Source organism: Protaetiibacter larvae (assembly GCF_008365275.1).
Taxonomy (GTDB): Bacteria; Actinomycetota; Actinomycetes; order Actinomycetales; family Microbacteriaceae; genus Homoserinibacter; species Homoserinibacter larvae.
Genome location: NZ_CP043504.1, coordinates 11461 through 33135, shown reverse-complemented (window position 1 = coordinate 33135; position 21675 = coordinate 11461). Strand labels below are relative to the sequence as shown.

The 21675-nt window shown below is 71.0% G+C and carries 15 protein-coding genes; 12 read left to right on the top strand and 3 right to left on the bottom strand.

The features are described from left to right. Positions 1-93: 93 nt before the first annotated feature. Both FLP23_RS00110 and FLP23_RS00105 read left to right on the top strand, forming a co-directional pair. Positions 94-4968, top strand: coding sequence for a discoidin domain-containing protein (locus FLP23_RS00110; protein ID WP_149324004.1), 4875 nt, complete (start codon positions 94-96; stop codon positions 4966-4968). 135 nt (positions 4969-5103) lie between these two features. After that, positions 5104-5607, top strand: coding sequence for a hypothetical protein (locus tag FLP23_RS00105; RefSeq protein ID WP_149324003.1), 504 nt, complete (start codon positions 5104-5106; stop codon positions 5605-5607). A 30-nt stretch (positions 5608-5637) separates the two neighbouring features. Here FLP23_RS00105 and FLP23_RS00100 read toward each other — a convergent pair whose 3' ends face one another. Next, positions 5638-7179 (bottom strand): amino acid permease, encoded by a 1542-nt coding sequence (locus FLP23_RS00100; protein ID WP_149324002.1) that lies wholly within the window; start codon positions 7177-7179, stop codon positions 5638-5640. A gap of 191 nt (positions 7180-7370) precedes the next feature. Here FLP23_RS00100 and FLP23_RS12330 point away from each other — a divergent pair, with 191 nt between their 5' ends. The 5 genes from FLP23_RS12330 to FLP23_RS00075 all read left to right on the top strand — a co-directional run bounded on the left by FLP23_RS12330 (position 7371) and on the right by FLP23_RS00075 (position 12482). Next, positions 7371-8735 carry a glutamine synthetase family protein gene (locus FLP23_RS12330; RefSeq protein ID WP_210413880.1) on the top strand — a complete coding sequence of 455 codons (1365 nt, stop codon included), beginning with the start codon at positions 7371-7373 and terminating at the stop codon, positions 8733-8735. A gap of 82 nt (positions 8736-8817) precedes the next feature. Then, positions 8818-9543 (top strand): gamma-glutamyl-gamma-aminobutyrate hydrolase family protein, encoded by a 726-nt coding sequence (locus tag FLP23_RS00090; protein ID WP_246140135.1) that lies wholly within the window; start codon positions 8818-8820, stop codon positions 9541-9543. Continuing rightward, positions 9543-10907, top strand: coding sequence for an aldehyde dehydrogenase family protein (locus FLP23_RS00085; protein WP_149323999.1), 1365 nt, complete (start codon positions 9543-9545; stop codon positions 10905-10907). The genes FLP23_RS00090 and FLP23_RS00085 overlap by 1 nt, the downstream gene beginning before the upstream one ends. A 79-nt stretch (positions 10908-10986) precedes the next feature. After that, positions 10987-11763 carry a 3-oxoacyl-ACP reductase gene (locus tag FLP23_RS00080; protein ID WP_210413877.1) on the top strand — a complete coding sequence of 259 codons (777 nt, stop codon included), beginning with the start codon at positions 10987-10989 and terminating at the stop codon, positions 11761-11763. Continuing rightward, entirely contained in the window at positions 11763-12482 is a 720-nt protein-coding gene (locus FLP23_RS00075; protein ID WP_149323998.1) for a FadR/GntR family transcriptional regulator, read from the top strand. Before FLP23_RS00080 ends, FLP23_RS00075 begins: the two co-directional genes overlap by 1 nt. 35 nt (positions 12483-12517) lie before the next feature. On the opposite strand, the gene FLP23_RS00070 is transcribed toward FLP23_RS00075, so the two are convergent. Next, on the bottom strand, positions 12518-12703 hold the full coding sequence (locus FLP23_RS00070) for a hypothetical protein (protein WP_149323997.1): 186 nt from the start codon (positions 12701-12703) through the stop codon (positions 12518-12520). A 106-nt stretch (positions 12704-12809) separates the two neighbouring features. Here FLP23_RS00070 and FLP23_RS00065 point away from each other — a divergent pair, with 106 nt between their 5' ends. From FLP23_RS00065 to FLP23_RS00055, 3 genes are read left to right on the top strand one after another with little or no spacing between them, the layout of a single operon-like run. Continuing rightward, positions 12810-13361, top strand: coding sequence for a TetR/AcrR family transcriptional regulator (locus FLP23_RS00065; RefSeq protein WP_149323996.1), 552 nt, complete (start codon positions 12810-12812; stop codon positions 13359-13361). A 16-nt stretch (positions 13362-13377) separates the two neighbouring features. Then, positions 13378-16293, top strand: coding sequence for an MMPL family transporter (locus tag FLP23_RS00060; RefSeq protein WP_149323995.1), 2916 nt, complete (start codon positions 13378-13380; stop codon positions 16291-16293). Then, positions 16290-18059: a YhgE/Pip family protein gene (locus tag FLP23_RS00055; protein WP_149323994.1), complete on the top strand. Its 1770-nt coding sequence runs from the start codon at positions 16290-16292 to the stop codon at positions 18057-18059. The genes FLP23_RS00060 and FLP23_RS00055 overlap by 4 nt, the downstream gene beginning before the upstream one ends. Positions 18060-18344: 285 nt before the next feature. Here FLP23_RS00055 and FLP23_RS00050 read toward each other — a convergent pair whose 3' ends face one another. After that, on the bottom strand, positions 18345-19229 hold the full coding sequence (locus FLP23_RS00050; protein ID WP_149326105.1) for a sugar phosphate isomerase/epimerase family protein: 885 nt from the start codon (positions 19227-19229) through the stop codon (positions 18345-18347). 104 nt (positions 19230-19333) lie between these two features. Between FLP23_RS00050 and otsA the strand changes: the two genes are divergently transcribed. Further along, complete coding sequence (gene otsA / locus FLP23_RS00045) at positions 19334-20821, top strand: alpha,alpha-trehalose-phosphate synthase (UDP-forming) (RefSeq protein WP_210413875.1); 1488 nt, start codon at positions 19334-19336, stop codon at positions 20819-20821. After that, positions 20791-21609 carry a trehalose-phosphatase gene (otsB, locus tag FLP23_RS00040; protein WP_149323993.1) on the top strand — a complete coding sequence of 273 codons (819 nt, stop codon included), beginning with the start codon at positions 20791-20793 and terminating at the stop codon, positions 21607-21609. The genes otsA and otsB overlap by 31 nt, the downstream gene beginning before the upstream one ends. Positions 21610-21675 lie beyond the last annotated feature (66 nt).

Genomic DNA, 21675 nt, shown 5'->3' with positions numbered 1-21675 from the left:
GCATTTCGTGCATACTGGGCACGTCTGGGCGCCAGAGAGCGCTCTCTGACGTGTTCGACGATGATCACGACCCCGATTCAGGAGTTCCCCGCAATGACGCGAGCAGCCTCCCCGCTGACCCACAGCCCCCTCCGTCGACTCACCGCAGGCATCGCCGCGCTCGCCATCGCGATCGTCGGCGTCGGCCTCGTCACGGGAGTCGGTGCCGAATCCGCACGCGCCGCCGGCCCCGCGCTGCTGTCGCAGGGCAAGACCGCGACCGCGACGAGCGGCGACGCCGCGCTCGCCTTCGACGGCAACGCCGGAAGCCGCTGGGAGTCGGCGCACGGCGTCGATCCCCAGAGCATTCAGGTGGACCTCGGCGTCGTCTCCGACCTCACCGAGGTGCAGCTCGACTGGGAGGCCGCGAACGCCAAGGACTACACGCTCGAAGTGTCCGACAACGGCACCGACTGGGATGTGGTGGCGACCCGGACCGACATGGCGGGCGGCAACCGCTCCGATGTGATCACGCTCACGGACGTCGAGGGCCGCTACGTGCGCGTCGTCGGCACCGCGCGCAACCTCATCTACGGCTACTCGATCTTCGAGTTCCGCGTCTACGGCACCATCGCCGTCTCCTCGCCCGCGACGCCCACCGGCAAGACCGTCGAGGTCGTCGGAAGCTACGGCGACTGGGACCTCTACGTGAACGGCTCGCCGTACACCGTGAAGGGCATCACCTGGGGGCCGGTGACGAGCGGCGCGGGCGCGATCTCGGCGGAGAAGCTGGATGAGTACCTCGACGACCTCGTGTCGCTCGGCGTCAACACCATCCGCACCTGGGGCACGGACGCCGGCTCGCAGGTGCTGTTCGACGCGGCAGCGGCACACGGCATCAAGGTGATCGCGGGATTCTGGATCCAGCCGGGCGGCGGCCCCGGTTCCGGCGGGTGCCCGAACTTCGTGAGCGGCACCGACGCCTACCTCGACCAGGTGCGCACCGACGTGGCCACCTTCGTCGCCCAGTACAAGAACCACCCCGCCGTGCTCATGTGGAGCCTCGGCAACGAGTCACTGCTCGGCCTCGGCAACTGCTACACGGAAGGCGCCCTCGAGTCGCAGCGCAACGCCTACGCCGCGTTCGTGAACGAGCTCGCGCTCGCCGTGAAGGCGATCGACGTCAACCACCCGGTCACCTCGACCGACGCCTGGGTGGGCGCCTGGCCGTACCTCAAGGCCAACGCCCCCGCGCTCGACCTCTACGCGATCAACGCCTACGGTGCGCTCGCGGGCGTGCAGGACGCCTGGGCCGCCGGCGGCTACACGGTGCCCTACATCGTGACCGAGACGGGTCCGCAGGGGGAGTGGGAGGCGCCGCTCGACGGCACCGGCAAGCCCTTCGAGGCATCCGACACCGTCAAGGCGCAGGCCTACACGGACGCCTGGGCCGAGATCAGCTCGAACCAGGGCGTCGCCCTCGGTGCGACGCTGTTCCACTTCGGTACCGAGACCGACTTCGGGGGCGTGTGGTTCAACATCTTCCCGGGTGAGAAGAAGCGCGCCGCCTGGTACGCGATCGCCCAGGCCTACGGGGGACCCGCGGCGTCCGGCAACAAGCCGCCGGTGATCTCGGCGGTCGGCGCGCCCACCGCCTCGGTGGTCGGCGGCTCGAGCTTCACGATCACCGCGACCGTCACGGATCCGGAGTCGGACCCCACGGATGTCACCATCCGGCAGTCCGGCAACTACGCGACGGGCTCGAACGCCCTGACCGCCGCCACCGCGACCGGAGGCTCCGGCAGCTGGACCGTCACCGCCCCCACCGATGCAGGAGTCTGGAAGTTCTACGTGACCGCCACCGATGACCACGGCAACATCGCCTACGCACCCGTCTCGGTCGTGGTGACCGATGCATCCGGCGTCAACGTCGCGCTCGGCAAGACCGCGACCGCGAAGAGCTCGCAGGATCCGGCCGCGAACGCCGTCGACGGCAACGCCGCCACCAAGTGGGGCTCGGCACTCGACGGCAACTGGAACGGCCAGGACGACGAATGGTTCCAGGTGGACCTCGGCGCCCGCTACCGCGTCAACCAGGTGAAGCTGCTGTGGGAGGGCGCCGCCTACGGCAAGGACTACGACATTCTCGTGTCCACCGACGGCACCAACTGGACGACCGTGGCCGAGAAGCGCGACCAGACGCAGGGCACCCATGCCGTGCCGTTCAGCGAGACCGAGGCCCGCTACGTGAAGCTGCAGGGCATCCACCGCGGCAGCACCTTCGGCTACTCGTTCTACGAGTTCCAGGTGTTCTCGCCCGACGGGCTCTCCCTCGACGCGCAGACGGTGTGCGGACGCGACCTCGTGAACGCGGGTGGCGTCACCGCCACCGCCTCGCGCGGCAACGCGGCCGACGCCATCAACAACAACGTGTGGGCGCGCTGGGACTCCGGCGCCACCGAGGAGCCCCCGGGTTCGGGCAACTGGGTCGGCCGGGACGGCGAGTGGATCCAGCTCGACCTCGGCGCGAGCCACAGCGTCTGCGGCATCAAGACCTACTGGGAGGCCGCCTACGCCCGCGACTACGACGTGCTCGTCTCGCTCGACGGCAGCTCCTGGACGACCGCCGCGCAGGTGCGCGGGGTGGCGGGCGCCGGCCCCGAGGTCTCGCGCTTCGACCCGGTGACCGCGCGCTACCTCAAGATCGTCTCCGTCACCCGTGGCACCCAGTTCGGCATCTCGCTGTGGGACCTCGAGGTGTTCGAGGCCCGTTCGATCGACGTCCCGACGACCGAGCTGCTGGGCGACCACGTGCTCGTCTTCGACCCCTCGATGGACGCGCTCGACATCCAGGCGCTCATGGACTCGGTGTTCGCCGACCAGGAGGAGGACCAGTTCGGCGAGGGTCGCTGGCAGTTCTTCTTCCTGCCGGGTGAGTACGACGTGGACGCGCGCGTCGGCTTCTACACCTCGCTCGCCGGTGCCGGCCTCGACCCGACCGAGGTCGAGATCCACGGCGCCGACTGGGTCGACGCCGAGTGGTTCGACATGAACGCCACCCAGAACTTCTGGCGCTCGGCGGAGAACCTGACGTACGTGCCGGACGGCGGGGTCGGCCGGTGGGCCGTCTCGCAGGCCGCGCCGCTGCGCCGGGTGAACGTCGAGGGCGATCTGCTGCTCGACTCGGGCCGCTACGGCTGGTCGTCAGGTGGCTTCCTCGCCGACTCGAAGGTGTCCGGCTGGGTGAAGTCGTGGACGCAGCAGCAGTGGTACAGCCGCGACAGCGAGGTCGGCACCTGGGGTGGCGGGGTGTGGAACTTCGTCTACTCGGGTGTCGAGGGCGACGTCGCGAAGGGTGACGCGGGGGCGGACGCCGCCATCCGCGCGACCCTGCCGAACAGCTACGCCGCGTGGCCGACGCCGCCCATCACCGCGCTCGCCACGACGGGTGCGGTGGCCGAGAAGCCGTTCCTGTACCTCTCGGGATCGGATGTCGAGTCGGCCGCCGACTGGTCGGTGTTCGTGCCGGGTCTGCGCGAGGGCACGACGGGTGCCACCTGGACCGACGGGACCGACGCCTCGGATGGCGCCTCGCTGTCGCTCGAGGACTTCTTCATCGTGAAGGAGGGGGCGACCGCGACCCAGGTCAACGCCGCGCTCGCGGCGGGCAAGAACATCCTGTTCACGCCCGGGGTGTACCGCATGGACCAGACGCTGCAGGTGACGAACCCCGACACCGTGATCCTCGGCCTCGGGCTCGCGACGATCATCCCGACGGGCGACTCCTTCGGGATGCACATCGCGGATGTCGACGGCGTGCGCATCGCGGGGCTGCTGTTCGATGCCGCGGTGACCGAGTCGCCCGCGCTGCTCGTGGTGGGCGACAAGGACGCCCACACCGACCACTCCGCCAACCCGATCGTGCTCAACGACGTGTACATGCGCGTCGGCGGCCCGGTGGCCGGCAAGGTGAAGGCGGCCATGATCGTCAACGCCGACGACACGATCATCGACCACCTGTGGTCGTGGCGCGGCGACCACGGCGAGGGCATCGGCTGGGACCAGAACACCTCGGACTACGGTCTCGTGGTGAACGGCGACAACGTGTCGGCCTACGGCCTCTTCGTGGAGCACTACCAGAAGTACAACGTGCTCTGGAAGGGTCAGGGCGGGCGCACGATCTTCTACCAGAACGAGCTGCCCTACGACGTGCCGAACCAGGAGGCCTGGAACCACGACGGTGTCCGGGGCTGGGCCGCCTACAAGGTCGACGAGGGGGTGACCACGCACGAGGCCTGGGGTCTCGGCTCGTACTCGAACTTCACCTCCGACACGGAGGAGGACGAGATCACCGTCGACAACGGCTTCGAGGTGCCGAAGGGCGAGCCGGGCGTGAAGCTGCACCATCTGCTGACGGTGTCGCTCGGCGGCGAGGGCATCTTCGAGCACGTCATCAACGGTGTCGGCGCCCGGCAGTTCGACACGGCCTCGATTCCGTCGTACGTCGCCGAGTACCCCGTGCCGGGAGATCCGGACGCGGGCACCGACCCGGCGGCGGCGCCCGCGGACCCCGCGACGAACCCGGAGACGGATCCCGCGGCACACCCCGTGACGGTGCGGCTCTCGGCCGGCTCGGTCGTGCAGGGCGGCACGGTGCACGTCGAGGCGAGCGGGCTTCCCGCGGGGGCGACGGCCGAGGTGTGGATCTACTCGACCCCGCAGCTGCTCGCGACCACGACGGTCGACGGACTGGGGCGGCTGTCGCTCACGGTCCGCGTGCCCGCGGGCATTCCGGCGGGATCGCACACCATCGTGGTCACGGTGCCGGCGGCATCCGTCAGCGGCACGGCGGCGCTGCAGGTGACTGCCGCGCGGCTGTCGGCGACGGGTGCGGACCCGGGCGGGGCGACCGCGGTCGCCGTGGCGCTGCTGCTCGCGGGCGCTGCGGCGCTCGGGCTGCGCCGACGCAAGCGGGCGATCGCGGCCTGAGTCAGGCTCTCGGGGCCGGCCCGGTGCGCAGCACCCCGGGTCGGCCCCGATTTCCGTCGTGGGGCGGATGCTGCGGCCCCGATCGCGCGCGAGAGTGAAGCCGTGAGTCCGAACGGACTCGGGGAGGAGCCGCCCATGGACGACAGGACGGCATTCACGTCGGCGACGTGGGAGCGCAGCGGCCGCGGGCGCGAGGTGCTCGGCACCCCCACCGGCACGATCGCGACGCTCGAGCGGCACCGAGCCTCCGCGAGCATCCACGCGGACGGCGTCGTGCTCGGGGGTGCCGGTGCCCGCGGAGGCTGGACGCTCTCTGATCACGCGACCGGCGAGCAGCTCGCCGTGGCCGATCGCAGCCGCTGGTCGGGTGCGCGCCGGGTGAACCTGGCAGGTCGTGAGCTCGTGTGGACGCCCAACTGGGCGCGTTCCTCCGCGGTGCTGGCGGCGGACGACGGCGAGATCGTGCTCGTCGCTCGCCGCCGTGGCTTCTGGGTGACCGCGCTCGAGGTCGAGGTGCCCGCCGCGCTCCCGTTCCGGCTCGCGCTGGCGGCCGCCGCGATCGCCCGACTCGTCTGGCGCGACGACGAGGACGCCTCGGCGGCGGTCATGGCTTCGACGATGGCCGGTTCGGGCGCCTGATCCGACCGGGCGCCCGAACCCTACCCACCATCAGCTCGCGCCGCTGTCGAAGACCTCCGACTCCATGGCGTCGTAGCCCTCGGCCTGCGGGTCGCCGTGCAGCCCGCCCGAGAGGGCGTACTCCTCCTCCGGCGACAGCACGAGGCGCTTGCGCCCCCACACGGCGAAGCCGATGAGGATCAGCAGGTAGACCGCGGCGATCGCCACGATCGCCGGCTGGAACGCGGTGTTGAGCAGGAAGCCCACGAAGATGAGCGCCGCGATGACCGCCGCGATCGCCGCGCCGGGGATGCCCCACGGGCTCACGTAGGGGCGCTTCGCGTTGGGGTACCGGCGGCGCAGGATGATGAACGACACCATCTGCAGCAGGTAGGCGAGCACCGCGCCCCAGACCGCGATGTTGAGCACGATCGCACCCACCACCGACCCCGCATCCGGGTTCAGCCGGGTGACGATGTCGAGCACCTCGAGGGCGATGAACCCGATGACGGCGCCGACCACGAGCGCGACCCAGGGGGTCTGGCGCTTGCCGGTGAGCGAGAAGAACTTCGGGTAGTAGCCGGCCCGCGAGAGCGAGTACATGTTGCGGCCGTAGGCGAACATGATGCCCTGCAGCGAGGCGAGCAGGCCGATGAGCGCGAAGAGCGCGAGCACCGCGGCCCAGGTGTCGCCGACGATCGCCCGGAAGCCGTCGAGCAGCGGCTCGACGGACACGCCCATCGCCGCCGCACCCGTGACGCCCGTGTTGAGGAACAGCACCAGCAGGCCCGTGACGATGAGCGTGCCGCGCGCCCAGAGCCCCGCCCGCGGGATGTCTCGTACGGGGTTGTGCGCCTCCTCCGCGGCGAGCGGCAGCTCCTCGATGCCGAGGAAGAACCACATGGCGAACGGCAGCGCGAACAGGATCGGGATCGGTCCGTGCGGCAGGAAGGTCGACTGGCCGGCGTCGGGCTCGATGTCCCACAGCGAGCCCCAGCTGAAGGCGCCCGAGAAGGCGGCCATCGCCGAGAAAACGAGGATGATGCCGATCGAGATCACCGAGACGACGATCGCGAACTTGAACGAGATCGCGGCGCCCGCGGCGTTGAGGGCGATGAACACCAGGTAGAGCACGATCCACCAGATCCACATGTTCTCGGAGAGATCGAAGTCCAGCAGCTCGGAGGTGATGAAGTTGGCGTACTGCGCCGAGAAGAACACGATCACCGCGGTCGTGGCGACGTACTCGATCGTCTCGGCGAGGCCCGTGATGAGGCCGCCCCATGGCCCCATCGCGGAGCGGGCGAAGGAGTAGGCGCCTCCCGTGTGCGGCATCGCGGCCGCCATCTCGCCGATCGAGAAGATCATGCCGTAGTACATGGCGACGAGCACGACGAAGGCGATGAGCATGCCGCCGAATCCCGCGAAGTCGATGCCGAAGTTCCAGCCGGAGAAGTCGCCCGAGATGACGGCGGCGACGGCGAGGCCCCAGAGCCCCCACACGCCCGCCGCGCGCTTCAGTTTGCGCTTCTCGAAGTAATCCGATCCGGCGGACGTATACGTGACGCCCGACAGCTTCTTCTGCTCTGCCATTGGGGGTCCCTCCACGTGGTGGTGTGGACGCGCCAGGACTTCGGCGTCCACGCTTGGGGGAAAGAATGGCGTTCATTGGTACTAAATGTCTACCTTTGGACGTAAACATCTTGTGTCGCCTGCCGAGGGATTCTCGGAAGCGCCTAGGGTGTAATGGTCGGATCGAGGGCCGATTCGGCGAGGGGAGAGTCATGGCGGTGCGCTCCGGCAACCTCGAGCTCGACGAACTCGAGCGCCTCATCCTGGATCGCACGATCGACACCGTGATCGTCGCCTTCCCCGACATGCAGGGGAGGCTCGTCGGGAAGCGCGTCTCGGCCAGGCTGTTCCTCGACGAGGTGGCCGAGCACGGCGCGGAAGCCTGCAACTACCTCATCGCCGTCGACGTGGAGATGAACACCGTCGACGGCTACCGGCTCTCGAGCTGGCAGACCGGCTACGGCGACATGGTGCTGCGCCCCGACTTCGACACCCTGCGGCTCGTGCCGTGGCTGCCCGGCACGGCTCTCGTGATGGCCGAGCTGCGCACCCTCGACGGCGAACCCATCGTCCAGAGCCCACGCGCCGTGCTGCAGGCGCAGCTCGACCGGCTCGCCGCACGCGGGCTCACGGCGTTCGTCGGCACCGAGCTCGAGTTCATCGTCTTCGACGAGAGCTACCGCCAGGCGTGGGCGAAGGGCTACCGCGACCTCACCCCGGCATCCGACTACAACATCGACTACGCGCTGCTCGCCTCCACCCGTATGGAGCCGCTGCTGCGCGACATCCGGCTCGGCATGGAGGGCGCCGGCATGTACTGCGAGGGCGTCAAGGGCGAGTGCAACCTCGGTCAGCAGGAGATCGCCTTCCGCTACACGGAGGCGCTCGCCACCTGCGACAACCACACCATCTACAAGAACGGTGCCAAGGAGATCGCCGACCAGCACGGCAAGAGCCTCACCTTCATGGCCAAGTTCAACGAGCGCGAAGGCAACTCGTGTCACATCCACCTCTCGGTGCGGGATGCCTCGGGAGCGGCCGTGATGGCGGGCGACCGCGCGCACGGCTTCTCGCGGCTCATGGAGCACTGGATCGCCGGGATCCTCGCGACGATGCGCGAGCTGACCCTGTTCTCGGCGCCCAATATCAACTCCTACAAGCGCTACGCGGAAGGCAGCTTCGCACCCACCGCGGTCGCCTGGGGCATCGACAATCGCACCTGCGCCCTGCGGGTGGTCGGCCACGGGCCCTCCCTGCGCGTGGAGAACCGGGTGCCCGGAGGAGACGTCAACCCGTACCTCGCGGTGGCGGCGATCATCGCGGGCGGGCTGCACGGCATCGAGAACGAGCTCGAACTCGAGCCGCTGCTCGCCGGAAACGCCTACACCTCGGATGCACCGCGCGTGCCGTCCACGCTGCGGGAGGCCGCGGAGCTGTTCGCGTCATCCGAGGTCGCGCGCGCGGCGTTCGGCGACGCGGTGGTCGACCATTACCTCAACAACGCGCGCGTCGAGCTCGCGGCGTTCGAGTCGGCGGTCACGGACTGGGAGAGGGTGCGCAACTTTGAGCGGTTCTGACTTCCCCACTGGTCGAGTAGCCCGCGCAGCGGCCACCCCCGCTGGTCGAGTAGCCCGCGCAGCGGGCGTATCGAGACCCACGATCGGCCTCACCACCTACCTCGAGCAGGCCCAGCAGGGCGTCTGGGACGTGCAGGCCTCCTTCCTGCCGAAGGTGTACTTCGAGGCGGTGAACCGGGCGGGCGGGATCGCCGTGCTGCTGCCCCCGCAACCGGTCGACGATGCGATCGCCGCCGCCGTGCTCGACGGACTCGACGGCCTCATCGTGACCGGTGGCAAGGACGTCGACCCGGCCCGCTACGGGCAGCAGCCGCATCCCACCACCGACGCCCCGCGGCCCGACCGCGACGCCTGGGAGGACGCCCTGCTGACCGCCGCGATCGCGCGCGAGCTGCCCTTCCTCGGCATCTGCCGCGGGCTGCAGCTGCTCAACGTGGCCCGCGGCGGCAGCCTCATCCAGCATCTGCCCGACGTGGTCGGCTCGACCCGCTACAACGCGGGCGGCGGGCGCTTCACCGTCAACGAGGTCGGCATCGAGGGCGGCACGCGACTCGCCGCGCTGCTGCCCGAGGCGACGCTCGACGTGAAGAGCTACCACCACCAGGCCGTCGACGAGCTCGGCGAGGGACTCGTGGTGACGGCCCGCAGCGACGACGGCACGGTGCAGGCCGTGGAACTGCCCGGCGTCCCGTTCGGGGTGGCCGTCCAGTGGCATCCCGAGGAGGACGCCGCCGAGGATGCGCGGCTCTTCGCGGGGCTCGTGGATGCGGCGCGCGCGTACCGCGCGGCACGGAAGGACGGTGCCTGATGGCCGGCACGACCCTCATCGACCCGGCGACCGAGCAGGTCATCGGCGAGGTGGAGCACACCCCGCTCGAGGAGGTGGACGCCGCCGTCGAGCGCGCGCGCGTCGCGCAGCGCGGCTGGGCCGCGCTCGCTCCCGCGGATCGCGCCCTCGCCCTGCGTCGTTTCGCGACCGTCGTCGACGGCCACCTCGAGGAGCTCGCCCAGCTCGAGGTGCGCAACTCAGGACATCCCATCTCGTCCGCCCGCTGGGAGGCGGGGCACGTGCGCGATGTCCTGAACTACTACGCGGGCGCGCCCGAACGGCTGCTCGGGGCGCAGATCCCGGTGGGGGGCGGCATCGACGTGACCTTCCACGAGCCGATCGGCGTGATCGGCGTCATCGTGCCGTGGAACTTCCCCATGACGATCGCCTCCTGGGGCTTCGCCCCGGCGCTCGCGGCCGGCAACGCGGTGCTGCTGAAGCCCGCCGACTGGACCCCGCTCACCGCCATCCGCCTCGGCGAGCTGGCCCTCGAATCCGGGCTGCCCGAGGGGCTGTTCCAGGTGCTGCCGGGGCGTGGCTCGATCGTCGGCAACCGCTTCGTGACGCATCCGCACGTCGGCAAGGTGGTGTTCACGGGCTCCACCGAGGTGGGCAGGCAGGTCGCCGCGGGCGCCGCCGAACGCCTCAAGCCGGTGACCCTCGAGCTCGGGGGCAAGAGCGCCAACGTCGTCTTCGCCGACGCGGATCTCGAGCGCGCGGCCGCCTCGACGCCGGGCTCGGTGTTCGACAACGCGGGTCAGGACTGCTGCGCCCGCAGCCGCCTGCTCGTCGAGCGCAGCGTGCTCGACCGCTTCCTCGAGTTGCTCGAGCCCGCGGTGAAGGCCTTCCGGGTGGGCGCGCCCGGCGACGAGGCGACCGAGATGGGCCCGCTCGTCTCGGCCACGCACCGCGACGCGGTGGCGTCGTTCCTCGACGACACCCTCGACGTGGCCTTCCGTGGCAGCGCCCCCGGCGGCCCCGGCTACTGGATGGCGCCGACCGTCGTGCTCGCCGGTCGCGGCGATCGCATCGCGACCGAGGAGGTGTTCGGGCCCGTGCTCACGGTGCTGCCCTTCGAGGACGAGGCGGATGCGATCGCGCTCGCCAACTCCTCCATCTACGGTCTGTCCGGGTCGATCTGGACGAACGACCTGGGCCGCGGCATCCGCGTGGCCCGGGGTGTGCAGTCGGGCACGATCAGCGTGAACTCGCACTCCTCGGTGCGGTACACGACCCCCTTCGGCGGCATGAAGGCATCCGGTCTCGGGCGCGAGCTCGGCCCGGACGCCCCGCTCGCCTTCACTGAGACCAAGAACGTCTTCTTCGCAACATCCGCTGGTTGAGTAGCCGCGAAGCGACCAACCTCGCTGGTTGAGTAGCCGCGAAGCGGCGTATCGAAACCAGCATCAGAAAGGACCACAGATGATCGACCTCACCCAACGTCTCGCCGGCCGCGTCGCCGTCATCACGGGCGGCGCGAGCGGCATCGGGCTCGCCACCGCGAAGCGCTTCGCCGCCGAAGGCGCGACCGTCGTCATCGGCGACCTCGACCCGGTCAGCGGCCAGGCCGCCGCGGATGAGGTCGGCGGGCTGTTCGTGAAGGTGAACGTGGCCGACAAGGCCGAGGTCGACACGCTCTTCGACACCGCCGCATCCCGCTACGGCTCGGTCGACATCGCGTTCAACAACGCCGGCATCTCGCCCGCCGACGACGACTCGATCGAGACGACCGAGCTCGACGCCTGGGACCGCGTGCAGCTCGTCAACCTCACGAGCGTGTACCTGTGCTCGCGCGCGGCGCTGCGGCACATGGTGCCCGCGGGCAGGGGCTCGATCATCAACACCGCGTCGTTCGTGGCGGTGCTCGGATCGGCGACCTCGCAGATCTCCTACACGGCGTCGAAGGGGGGCGTGCTCGCGATGACGCGCGAGCTGGGCGTGCAGTTCGCCCGCCAGGGCATCCGGGTGAACGCGCTCTGCCCGGGACCGGTCAACACCCCGCTGCTGAAGGAGCTGTTCGCGAAGGACCCGGAGCGCGCGGCCCGCCGCCTCATCCACGTGCCGGTCGGGCGTTTCGCCGAGCCGGAGGAGCTGGCCGCCGCGGTGGCGTTCCTCGCGAGTGACGACGCGAGCTTCATCACGGCATCCACTTTCCTCGTCGACGGCGGCATCAGCTCCGCCTACGTCACCCCGCTGTGATGGATGACGACGGCGAGAGCTCGCTCGTCCACGACCTCGTCTTCCGGCCGGTGCGGTCCGGGAACGCCCTCGAGGACACCATCGCGCGGCTCATGCAGACCATCCGGCTCGGGGTGGTGCCGCCGGGCGGTGCGCTGCCGGCGGAACGCGAACTCGCGACGCGCTTCTCGGTGAGCCGCGACACGGTCCGCGAGGCGATCAAGGAGCTCTCGGATGCCGGCTACCTGAGCGCGCGCCGGGGACGCTACGGCGGCACCTTCGTGACCGACCCGCCCCCCGCATCCGGTTCCACGAGCCCGCCGGAGCCGGGCGAGCTCGACGACCTCATCGGGGTGCGTGCCGTGCTCGAGGCGGGGGCCGCGCAGCTCGCGGCGGGGCGCGAGCTGGGGTCCGCCCAGCGTGCCGCGTTGTGGAGCCGGCTCGCCGAGGTGCAGGCGGCGTCGCCCGCCGACTACCGGCGGCTCGACTCGCGGCTGCACCTGTCGATCGCCGAGCTCGCCGGCGCCCCGACGCTCGTCGCCCTCATCGCCGACAACCGCACGCGCGTCAACGAGCTGCTCGACAGCTTCCCGCTGCTCGCGCGCAACATCGAGCACTCGAACCGTCAGCACGAGGCGATCGTGCTGGCGATCCTCGCGGGCGACACCCGCGGCGCCGAGGATGCGATGCGCGAGCACCTCGAGGGCTCGGCCGCCCTGCTGCGGGGCTTCCTGGCGTAGCCCGAGCCGGTGGTCTCGGGATCACCGGGAGCCGGTCACCAGTCCTCGGCGTCCTTGGCGTCTTCGATGGCGGTGCCGATCGCGACCGCGACCGTCGAGGCCCAGCCGATCCAGATGAGGATGAGACGCCAGTCCCGAGGTCCGCGGCGCGTGGCGTTGATCGCGCCGACCGCGCCGAAGAGGGCACTCAGCACACTCGTGTTGAAGAGGAACTTGCGCACGGCCCCACGCTACCCCGCGGACGCAAGATGGGCATCCGCTGTACGTTCACCGCCAGTTTGACCGATCGGTCAGAAATTGACCGATCGGTCAGTTACCGTCGATCGCATGCAGACCACCGCGTCCGGACTCCTCCAAGCGGCCCTCGAAGAGTTCGCCTCCGACGGCTACCTCGCCACCTCGCTCCAGTCGATCGCGGATCGCGCGGGCGTCTCGAAGGCGAGCGTGCTCTACCACTACGGCTCCAAGGAGACCCTGCTGGATGCCGTGCTGAGCCCCGCGATCGACGAGATCTCGGCGCTGCTGCCGCTCACCGCGAAGCTCGCCGGCAGCGAAGAGGACCGCGCGACCTTCCTCGAGGCGTTCGTCGACCTGCTGCTGCGGCACCGACTGGCCTCGCAGATCTTCATCACCCAGTCGGGTGCGCTGGGCGACGTGCCCGTCGTCGCGCGCGCCCACGCCCTCATTCAGCAGATCGCCATCGCCCGCCCCCAGCAGTCGGTCGACGACCAGGTGCGCTTCGCGGTCGCGCTCGGCGGCGCCGCCTACCTGCTCGCCCAGACGGGGCAGTTCGAGGCCCCCGGAACCCCCGACGACGAGGCCCTGCGGGCCTCACTCATCCGCATCCTCGGCGAACTTCTCGCCCCCGTCACCGCCTGAGACCCGAAGGACTCGCATGGCCATCCTGCTCTCGCGCATCGGACGCTTCGCCTACCGACGGGCCGTGCCCGTGCTCATCGCCTGGCTCATCATCGCCGCCGGTGCCGTCGCGGGCGGGCTCGCCCTCGGCGGGAAGATGCAGGACTCCTTCTCGATCCCCGGCACCGAGTCGCAGGAGGCGATCGACCGCCTCGCGGCCGTGTTCCCGCAGACCGCGGGGGCGAGCGCGCAACTCGTCATCCACTCCACCGACGCGCGCGTCGACGAGGGCGCCCTGCGGGACGCCATCGAGCGCCTCGCGACGGAGCTCGGCGACGTCGCGGGCGTCGACTCCGCCATGTCGCCGTTCGGCGAATACGCGGTCGATGCCGTGAGCGACGACCACCGGACCGCCGTCGTGCAGGTGCAGTTCACCGAGCCGAGCGAGCAGGTCTCCGCCGCCTCGCTCGACGGCGTGCAGCAGCTCGGCGACACCCTCGCCACCGACACCGTGCAGGTGGAGTACGGCGGGCAGGTGTTCCAGCAGTTCACCTTCGGGCTCACGATCGTCGAAGTGCTCGGCGTGCTGTTCGCGGCCGTCGTGCTCATCGTGACCTTCGGCTCGCTGCTCTCCGCCGGCCTCCCGCTGCTCTCGGCGATGCTCGCGCTCGGCGCCTCGATGGGCGGCATCCTCGCGCTCGCCGCCTTCACCACCCTCTCCACCACGACCCCCATGCTCGCCCTCATGATCGGTCTCGCGGTGGGCATCGACTACGCGTTGTTCATCCTCTCCCGGCACCGAACCCAGCTCGCCCGCGGGATGGATCCCGAGGAGTCGGCGGCGACCGCCGTCGCCACCGCGGGCGGCTCGGTCGTGTTCGCGGGGGTCACCGTGATGATCGCGCTCGCCGGCCTGCTCATCGTGGGCATCCCCTTCCTGGGGATGATGGGCGTCACCGCCGCGCTCGCCGTGCTGCTCGCGATGCTCGCGGCCGTCACCCTGCTGCCCGCGCTCATGGGGCTGCTCACGGGCCGGCTCGCCCCGAAGCCCGGATCGCGCACCGCCCGCCGTGCGCAGGAGCACGACGCGGAGCCCGCCGACGGCGCGGCTCCCCGCCGCACGACGCTCGGCGAGCGCTGGGTCGCCCTCGTGCTCAAGGCGCCGGTCGCCTTCATCCTCGGGGTCGTCGCCCTCCTCGGCGTCGCCGCCGTGCCCGCCACCCAGCTCGCGCTCGCCCTGCCCGACGGCGGCTCGCTCTCCGAGGAGGAGACCTCCCGCCGCGCGTACGACCTCATCGCCGACGCCTTCGGGCCGGGCCGCAACGGCCCGCTCATCGTGACGGTCGATATCACCCAGACCACCGACGTCATGGACGACCTCGACCGCGTCGCCGAACGGATCGCCGAGGTGCCCGGCGTCGCCTCCGTCGGCGCCCCCATCCCCAACCCGACCGTCGACACCGCGATCATCCAGGTCATCCCCGAGACCGGGCCGACGGATCCCGCCACCACCGAGCTCGTGCAGCACCTCCGCGGCATCGCGGGCTCCATAGAAGCCGACTACGGCACCCCCATCGCCGTCACCGGATCGACCGCCGTCGCGATCGACGTGTCGAGCCGCCTCGACGAGGCGCTGCTGCCGTTCGGGATCGTCGTGGTGGGCTTGTCGATCCTGCTGCTCATGATGGTGTTCCGCTCGATCGTGGTGCCCATCAAGGCTGCGGTCGGCTACCTGTTGTCGGTGCTCGCCTCGTTCGGCATCGTCGTCGCGGTGTTCCAGTGGGGCTGGGGAGCGGACGCGCTCGGCGCGGTGCCCGGCCCCATCCTCAGCTTCATGCCGATCCTGCTCATGGCGATCCTCTTCGGCCTCGCCATGGACTACGAGGTGTTCCTCGTCTCGGGGATGCGCGAGGCGCATGTGCACGGCGCGACGCCGAAGCAGGCGATCACGCGCGGCTTCTCGGGGGCGGCGCGCGTGGTGACGGCCGCCGCGCTCATCATGTTCTTCGTCTTCGCGGCGTTCGTGCCCGAGGGTGCCTCGATGATCAAGGTCATCGCGCTCGGCCTCGCCGTGGGCGTCGCGATCGACGCCTTCCTCGTGCGGATGACGCTCGTGCCCGCCGTCATGGCGCTGTTCGGCAGGCACGCCTGGTACCTGCCGCGCTGGCTCGACCGGATCCTGCCCGACGTCGACGTCGAAGGCGAGGGGCTGCGCACCCACCTCGATGACCTCGCCTGGGCCGAATCACGCGTCGCCGCAGGCGAGGCGATCAGCCTCGACGGGCTCGTCGGCGGCATCGGCGACGCGCGCGTCGGCCCGGCCTCCGGCGCCGTACCGCGCGGCGCGATCGCGCTCGTCGGCGGCGAAGCGTCCCGTCGGCGCCTGCTCGCGGCGACCGTGGCGGGGCGGCTGCCCGCGCTCTCGGGACGCGCTCAGATCGCGGGCCGCCCCCTGCCGAGCGAGGCGGGACGCGTGTCGCGGATGGTGTCGTTCGCCGAATTCGGCGGCGCGGCCCGCGAGAGCGAGCTGCCCCTCGGCGAACTGCTCACCGAACGGCTGCGGCTCACCGGACGCTGGTACCGCGCCTTCACCGCGCGTCGCCGGGCCCGCTCCTGGGTGGCCCGCATCCACGACGTGCTGGGCGCCGCGGGATCCGCGGTGCCGATCGGCTGGAACACCCCCACCTCGTCGCTCCCGCCCGTGGAACGCGCCGTCGCGCTGCTCGGGCTCGCGCTCAGCGAGCGCACCCCCGTCGTCGTGATCGACTCCGTCGACCCGCTGCCGGGTCGCGACCACGGCGCCGCGTTCCTCGCCGCCGCCGACCACCTGGCGCCCGCCTCGACCACCGTGATCGTCGGCGCCGCGGTCGCCGACCAGCTCGACGCGCCGGCGCTCACGCGCCCCGTCATCCACTACCGACCCGCCGACCTCGTCGAAGGAGCCCCGCGATGAGCCCGCACACCCCCGCCCCGCGCGCACGCCGCCGCTGGATCCGCGTGCTCGCGATCGTCGGCGCGGCGGTCGTGCCGCTCGCCTTCGCGGGCCTCACGATGGCCTCGCTCGCCGACACGGAGGACGGCATCCACCGCATCCCCGCCGCGATCGTCAACCAGGACGAGATGGTCGACCAGACCGCGCCCGACGGCAGCACGACCCCCGTGCTCGCGGGGCGGCTGCTCGTGACCGAGCTCACGGGCACCGACTCGCCCGGCATGGACTGGCGGCTCTCCAACGCCGCCGAGGCGAAGGCGGCCCTCGCCGACGGCGAGGTGTACGCGGTCCTCACCATCCCGGCCGACTTCTCGGCGTCGGTGATCTCGCTCTCCGGCAGCGACCCCGTGCAGGCGCAGCTCTCGCTCACGACCGACGATGCCCACTCCTACCTCGCCGGATCCGTCGCCCAATCGCTCGGCGAGGGCATGGTGCGCGCCTTCGGCTCCACCCTCACCGAGCAGTACATCTCGGGCATGTACACGCAGTTCGGCACGATCGGGGAAGCCTTCACCCAGGCGGCCGACGGCGCCGGGCAGCTGGCCGACGGTGCCGCGCAGGCCGCCACCGGGTCCGCCCAGTACGCCGACGGCGTGGCGTCGTACACGCGCGGGGCCTCCTCTCTCTCGGCAGGGCTGCAGACCATGAAGCGCGAGACCGCGGGACTGGGGCAGCTCGGCGCCGGCGTGCTCGACTACACGGCGGGCGTCAGCCAGCTCTCCGCCGCCCTCACGGCGGCCGCGAACGACGTCGCCGCGAACCCCGGCGACCCGCAGAAGCTCGGCACCCTGCAGTACCTCACCGCGCAGCTCGAGCTCGCCGCCGCGAAGGGCACCGCCCTCGGCGACGGCGCCTCGGGGCTCGGCGCCCTCGCCGACGGCATCGCCCAGACCGCCGACGGCGCCGCGCGGCTCGCGACCAGCGGGGGAGCGATCACCTCGGGTGCGCGCAGCCTCGCGGACGGCAACGCGCAGCTCGCCTCCGGCGCCTCCGAGCTCGCGAACGGCCTGCAGGCCGGCGCCGCGCAACTCGGCAGCGCCGACGCGACCGCCTCCTCCGATGCCGCATCGGTGGCCGCCGACCCGGTCGGGCTGGACGTGACCGTCGCCAACGCGGTCACCGGCATCGGCCAGGTGGTCGGCACCTACCTCGTGCCGCTCGGCCTGTGGGTGGGCGGTCTCGCGATCTTCCTCGTCGTGCCGCCGCTCAGCCGCCGCATCCTCGCCTCGACCGCCGGCTCGGGCCGGGTGCTCGGCTCGGCGCTCGCCCGGGCGACCGCGGTCGCCGGAGTGCAGGCGGCACTGCTCGTGCTGCTCATGCACCTCGTCGCCGGGGTCTCCTGGACCCTGCTGCCTGCGACGCTCGCCTTCTCGCTCGTCGCCGCGGCCGCCTTCACCGCGTTCCATCAACTGCTGACGGTCGGGCTCGGCCGCGCCGGTCTCGTCATCTCTCTGCTGCTGGTCTCGCTGCAGCTCGCGGCGGTCGGCGGCATCCTGCCGAGTCAGGCGCTCGCGGGGCCGTTCGCCTGGCTCGGCGGCATCATGCCGCTCGGGTGGGCGACCACGGGACTGCACCAACTCGTCGCGGGCGGAGACGCCGGGACGGTCGTCGCGAGCGCGCTCGGCCTCGCCGTGTTCGGTGCGGCGAGCCTGCTCGTCAGCCGCCTCGCGATCCGCCGCACCCGTCGCGCGAACGCCCTCGGGATGCTGCTCCCGGCCGCCCCCTGATCCGCTCCGCCGCAGAAATGCAGGAGATTCTGACGTCGGCTGCCCTCGCCACCTGAATATCCGGCCCCCCGCCACAGGATCTCCTGCATTTCTGAGGGGCGAGGGCGGTGACGCGGATCAGGCTCTCGCCGGGGCGCCGGCGACCCACCACCTCAGAAATGCAGGAGAAACCGCCTGACGTCCCGCACGGACGGCGTCAGACGGGGCTTCCGCCGCAGTATCTCCTGCATTTCTGGGGTGGGATGTGCGAGGGGGGCGGCGGGCGTGCCGGATGAGGAGCGCGGCTCAGCCGCGTCCGGCGCGCTTCTGGGCGCGCCGCGCCTGGCGGATCTTGAGCGGCAGGGTGCTGCCCGCCGCGATCGGCTCGCGGGTCGCATGCAACTGCCCGAGGTGCTCGCGCGCGAACGCCACCGTCTGAACGAGCTTCTCCAGCCGGTACTGCTCGTCCTTCTCCTGCCGCACGTTCACCTCGGCCACCACGTTGCCGTCCCAGCCGCTCCCGGCGAGGTACCGCAACGTCTCGGCGACCGGCTGAGTGCCCTCGCCCGGCAGCAGGTGCTCATCCAGGATCGCGCCGTCCTCCGCCGAGGTCGCCCCGTCGCAGAGGTGGATGTGGCGCAGCTTCGGCCCCATCGCCATCGCCATCTCGAGGCTGTCGCGCCCCGCGAGGGAGGCGTGCGAGAAGTCGAGGGTCATCGCGTCGACGTCGAGGTCGAGCGGGTCGGGACTCGGCGCGTAGGCCTTCATGCCCTTGCCGCGCACCGTCCACGGGAACATGTTCTCCACCGCGATCTCGACGCCCGTGTTCGCGGCCGTCTGCCGCACGATCCGCTCGAAGTTCTGCGCGTAGTTCGACTGCCAGCGGAACGGCGGATGCACCACCACCGAGTCGGCGCCGACGGCCGCCGCGAGCTCGCCCGACTTCTCGAGCTTCACCTGCGGGTCGCGTCCCCACACGAAGGTGGTCAGCAGCAGCACGGGCGCGTGGATCGACACGATCGGCAGGCCGTAGCGTTCGCTGATCTCGAGCAGCTTCCCGGCATCCTGGGTGACCGGGTCGTTGGTGACCATGATCTCCATCGAGTCGAAACCCGCCAGCCGAGCCATCCGGAATGCGTGCTCCACCGCGAAGGGGTAGACGCACGTGGTGCTCATGCCGACGGAGATCATCACCTCCACGCTAGTCATCCTGTGTGTCCGGCGCGTGAAGTCACAGCAATCCCTCATCGCCGGCCGGGGGAACCCCCCGCGGGCCTCCCGTGTACCGTGGGGTCATGGCCGACGAGAGCTACCGCTTCGTCGTCGTGTCCAATCGGCTGCCGGTGGATCGCGTCGTCGACGACTCCGGTGAGGCGAGCTGGCGTCAATCGCCCGGCGGACTCGTGACGGCGCTCGAACCCGTGATGCGGGCGAGCGGCGGAGCGTGGGTGGGCTGGGTCGGACAGCCCGACCTCGAGATCGAGCCCTTCGACGAGAACGGCATCCGGATCATCCCGGTGCCCCTCAGCGACTCCGACCTCGAGCTCTACTACGAGGGGTTCAGCAACGACACCCTGTGGCCGCTCTACCACGATGTGATCGCCCAGCCGGGCTACCACCGGGTGTGGTGGGAACGCTACGCGGTCGTGAACCGGCGCTTCGCCGAGGCCGCGGCCGCGGTGAGCGAACCGGGCGCCACCGTGTGGGTGCAGGACTATCAACTGCAGCTCGTGCCCGCGATGCTGCGGGAGCTGCGGCCCGACCTGCTCATCGGCTTCTTCAACCACATCCCGTTCCCCGCGTACGGCATCTTCTCGCAACTGCCGTGGCGCACGCAGATCATCGAGGGGCTGCTCGGCGCGGACGTCGTCGGCTTTCAGCGGGTGGCGGATGCTGGCAACTTCTCGCGCGCGGTGCGGCGCCTGCGCGGTTACCCCACCCGGACGCCGTACATCGAGGTGCCGGGCATGGGCGACCAGCCCGCGCGGCGGGTGATCGCGAAGGCCTTCCCCATCTCGATCGACGTCGCCGGGTTCGAGGAGCTCGCGGCACGACCCGAGGTGCAGGAGCGCGCCCGGCAGATCCGTCACGATCTGGGGGATCCGGCGACCGTCATGCTGGGTGTGGATCGGCTCGACTATACGAAGGGCATCACGCATCGCCTCAAGGCCTACGGCGAGCTGCTCGCGGAGGGCCGGCTCTCGGTGGAGGACGTCACGCTCGTGCAGATCGCGACCCCTTCGCGTGAGCGGGTGGAGAGTTACCGGCAGCTGCGCGACGAGATCGAGCTCACCGTCGGGCGCATCAACGGCGACTACGGCACCATCAGCCACCAGGCGATCAGCTACCTGCACCACGGGTTCCCGCGCGAGGAGATGGCGGCCATGTACCTCGCCGCCGATGTGCTGCTCGTGACGGCGCTGCGCGACGGCATGAACCTCGTGGCGAAGGAGTATGTGGCGGCGCGAGCCGACGAGGACGGCGTGCTCATCCTCTCCGAGTTCACCGGCGCCTCCGACGAGCTGCGGGCGGCGCTGCTCATCAACCCGCACGACATCGACGGGGTGAAGGATGCGATCGTGCGCGCCATCGAGATGCCGCGGCACGACCGGCGCAAGCGGATGCGCTCGCTGCGCAAGCGGGTGGCCGAGAACGACGTGAGCCACTGGTCGAACAGTTTCCTCACCACCCTGCGGGAGTCGCGCGGGACCCAGACGCCGTTCGGCGGCGGGGCTCCGTTCGACGAGGGGGAGTGGACGATCGAGCGGGCACCGCGGCCGTGAGCGGCGGGCTTCCGGAGTCGCTCGTCGGGGCTCTTCGCGAGTTGGCGCGGACGCGCCGGCTGCTCGTCGCGCTCGACTTCGACGGCACGCTCGCCCCCGAGGTGGATTCGCCGGAGCGTGCCCGGGCGCTTCCGGAGGCGCGGGAGGCCGTGCTGCGGCTGCTCGAGCTGCCGCGCACGCGGGTCGCCGTGGTGAGCGGGCGCGCCCTGCGCTCGCTCGTGGAGGTGGCTCAGCTGCCCGATACGGCGCTGTTGGTGGGCTCGCACGGGATCGAACTGCGGCTCGACGACCCGTACACCCGCGTCCAACTCGACACCGCGGAGCTCGAGCGGGTGGACGTGCTGCACGAGGTGCTGAGCCAGGTGGCCGACTCGATCGACGATGTCTGGCTCGAGGCGAAGCCGGCCGGCTTCGCGCTGCACACCCGTCTCGCCACGGAGCAGAACTCGCGCCTCGCACATCTGGTGGCCCTCAGCGAGGCGCAGGCCGAGGATGACGACCTCACCATCCGGGAGGGGAAGAACGTGCTCGAGTTCGCGGTGCGCTCCACCACGAAGGGCGAGGCGCTCGAGCATCTGCGCCGGTACACGGCGGCGGATGCGGTGTTCTACGCGGGCGACGACACGACCGACGAGGATGCCTTCGATGCCCTCCAGCCCGACGATGTGGGCGTGAAGTCGGGTCCGGGGGCGACCCTCGCCCCCTTCCGCGTGCCCGGCCCCGCCGAGATCGCCGAGGTGCTCTCGCTCCTCGCCCTCTTCCGTTCCGGCGACCTCCACGAGCAGTAGCCCGCGAGATGTCAGTTGTTGCGGATTTCGAGGCGGATTCCTGCAACAGCTGACGTCTCGCGGGTG

Bases quoted from the DNA above. Each gene is read 5' to 3' on its own strand.
- FLP23_RS00110 (WP_149324004.1), top strand. From the start codon at position 94: ATGACGCGAGCAGCCTCCCCGCTGACCCACAGCCCCCTCCGTCGACTC.
- FLP23_RS00105 (WP_149324003.1), top strand. From the start codon at position 5,104: ATGGACGACAGGACGGCATTCACGTCGGCGACGTGGGAGCGCAGCGGC.
- FLP23_RS00100 (WP_149324002.1), bottom strand. From the start codon at position 7,179: ATGGCAGAGCAGAAGAAGCTGTCGGGCGTCACGTATACGTCCGCCGGA.
- FLP23_RS12330 (WP_210413880.1), top strand. From the start codon at position 7,371: ATGGCGGTGCGCTCCGGCAACCTCGAGCTCGACGAACTCGAGCGCCTC.
- FLP23_RS00085 (WP_149323999.1), top strand. From the start codon at position 9,543: ATGGCCGGCACGACCCTCATCGACCCGGCGACCGAGCAGGTCATCGGC.
- FLP23_RS00080 (WP_210413877.1), top strand. From the start codon at position 10,987: ATGATCGACCTCACCCAACGTCTCGCCGGCCGCGTCGCCGTCATCACG.
- FLP23_RS00075 (WP_149323998.1), top strand. From the start codon at position 11,763: ATGGATGACGACGGCGAGAGCTCGCTCGTCCACGACCTCGTCTTCCGG.
- FLP23_RS00065 (WP_149323996.1), top strand. From the start codon at position 12,810: ATGCAGACCACCGCGTCCGGACTCCTCCAAGCGGCCCTCGAAGAGTTC.
- FLP23_RS00060 (WP_149323995.1), top strand. From the start codon at position 13,378: ATGGCCATCCTGCTCTCGCGCATCGGACGCTTCGCCTACCGACGGGCC.
- FLP23_RS00055 (WP_149323994.1), top strand. From the start codon at position 16,290: ATGAGCCCGCACACCCCCGCCCCGCGCGCACGCCGCCGCTGGATCCGC.
- FLP23_RS00050 (WP_149326105.1), bottom strand. From the start codon at position 19,229: ATGATCTCCGTCGGCATGAGCACCACGTGCGTCTACCCCTTCGCGGTG.
- otsA (WP_210413875.1), top strand. From the start codon at position 19,334: ATGGCCGACGAGAGCTACCGCTTCGTCGTCGTGTCCAATCGGCTGCCG.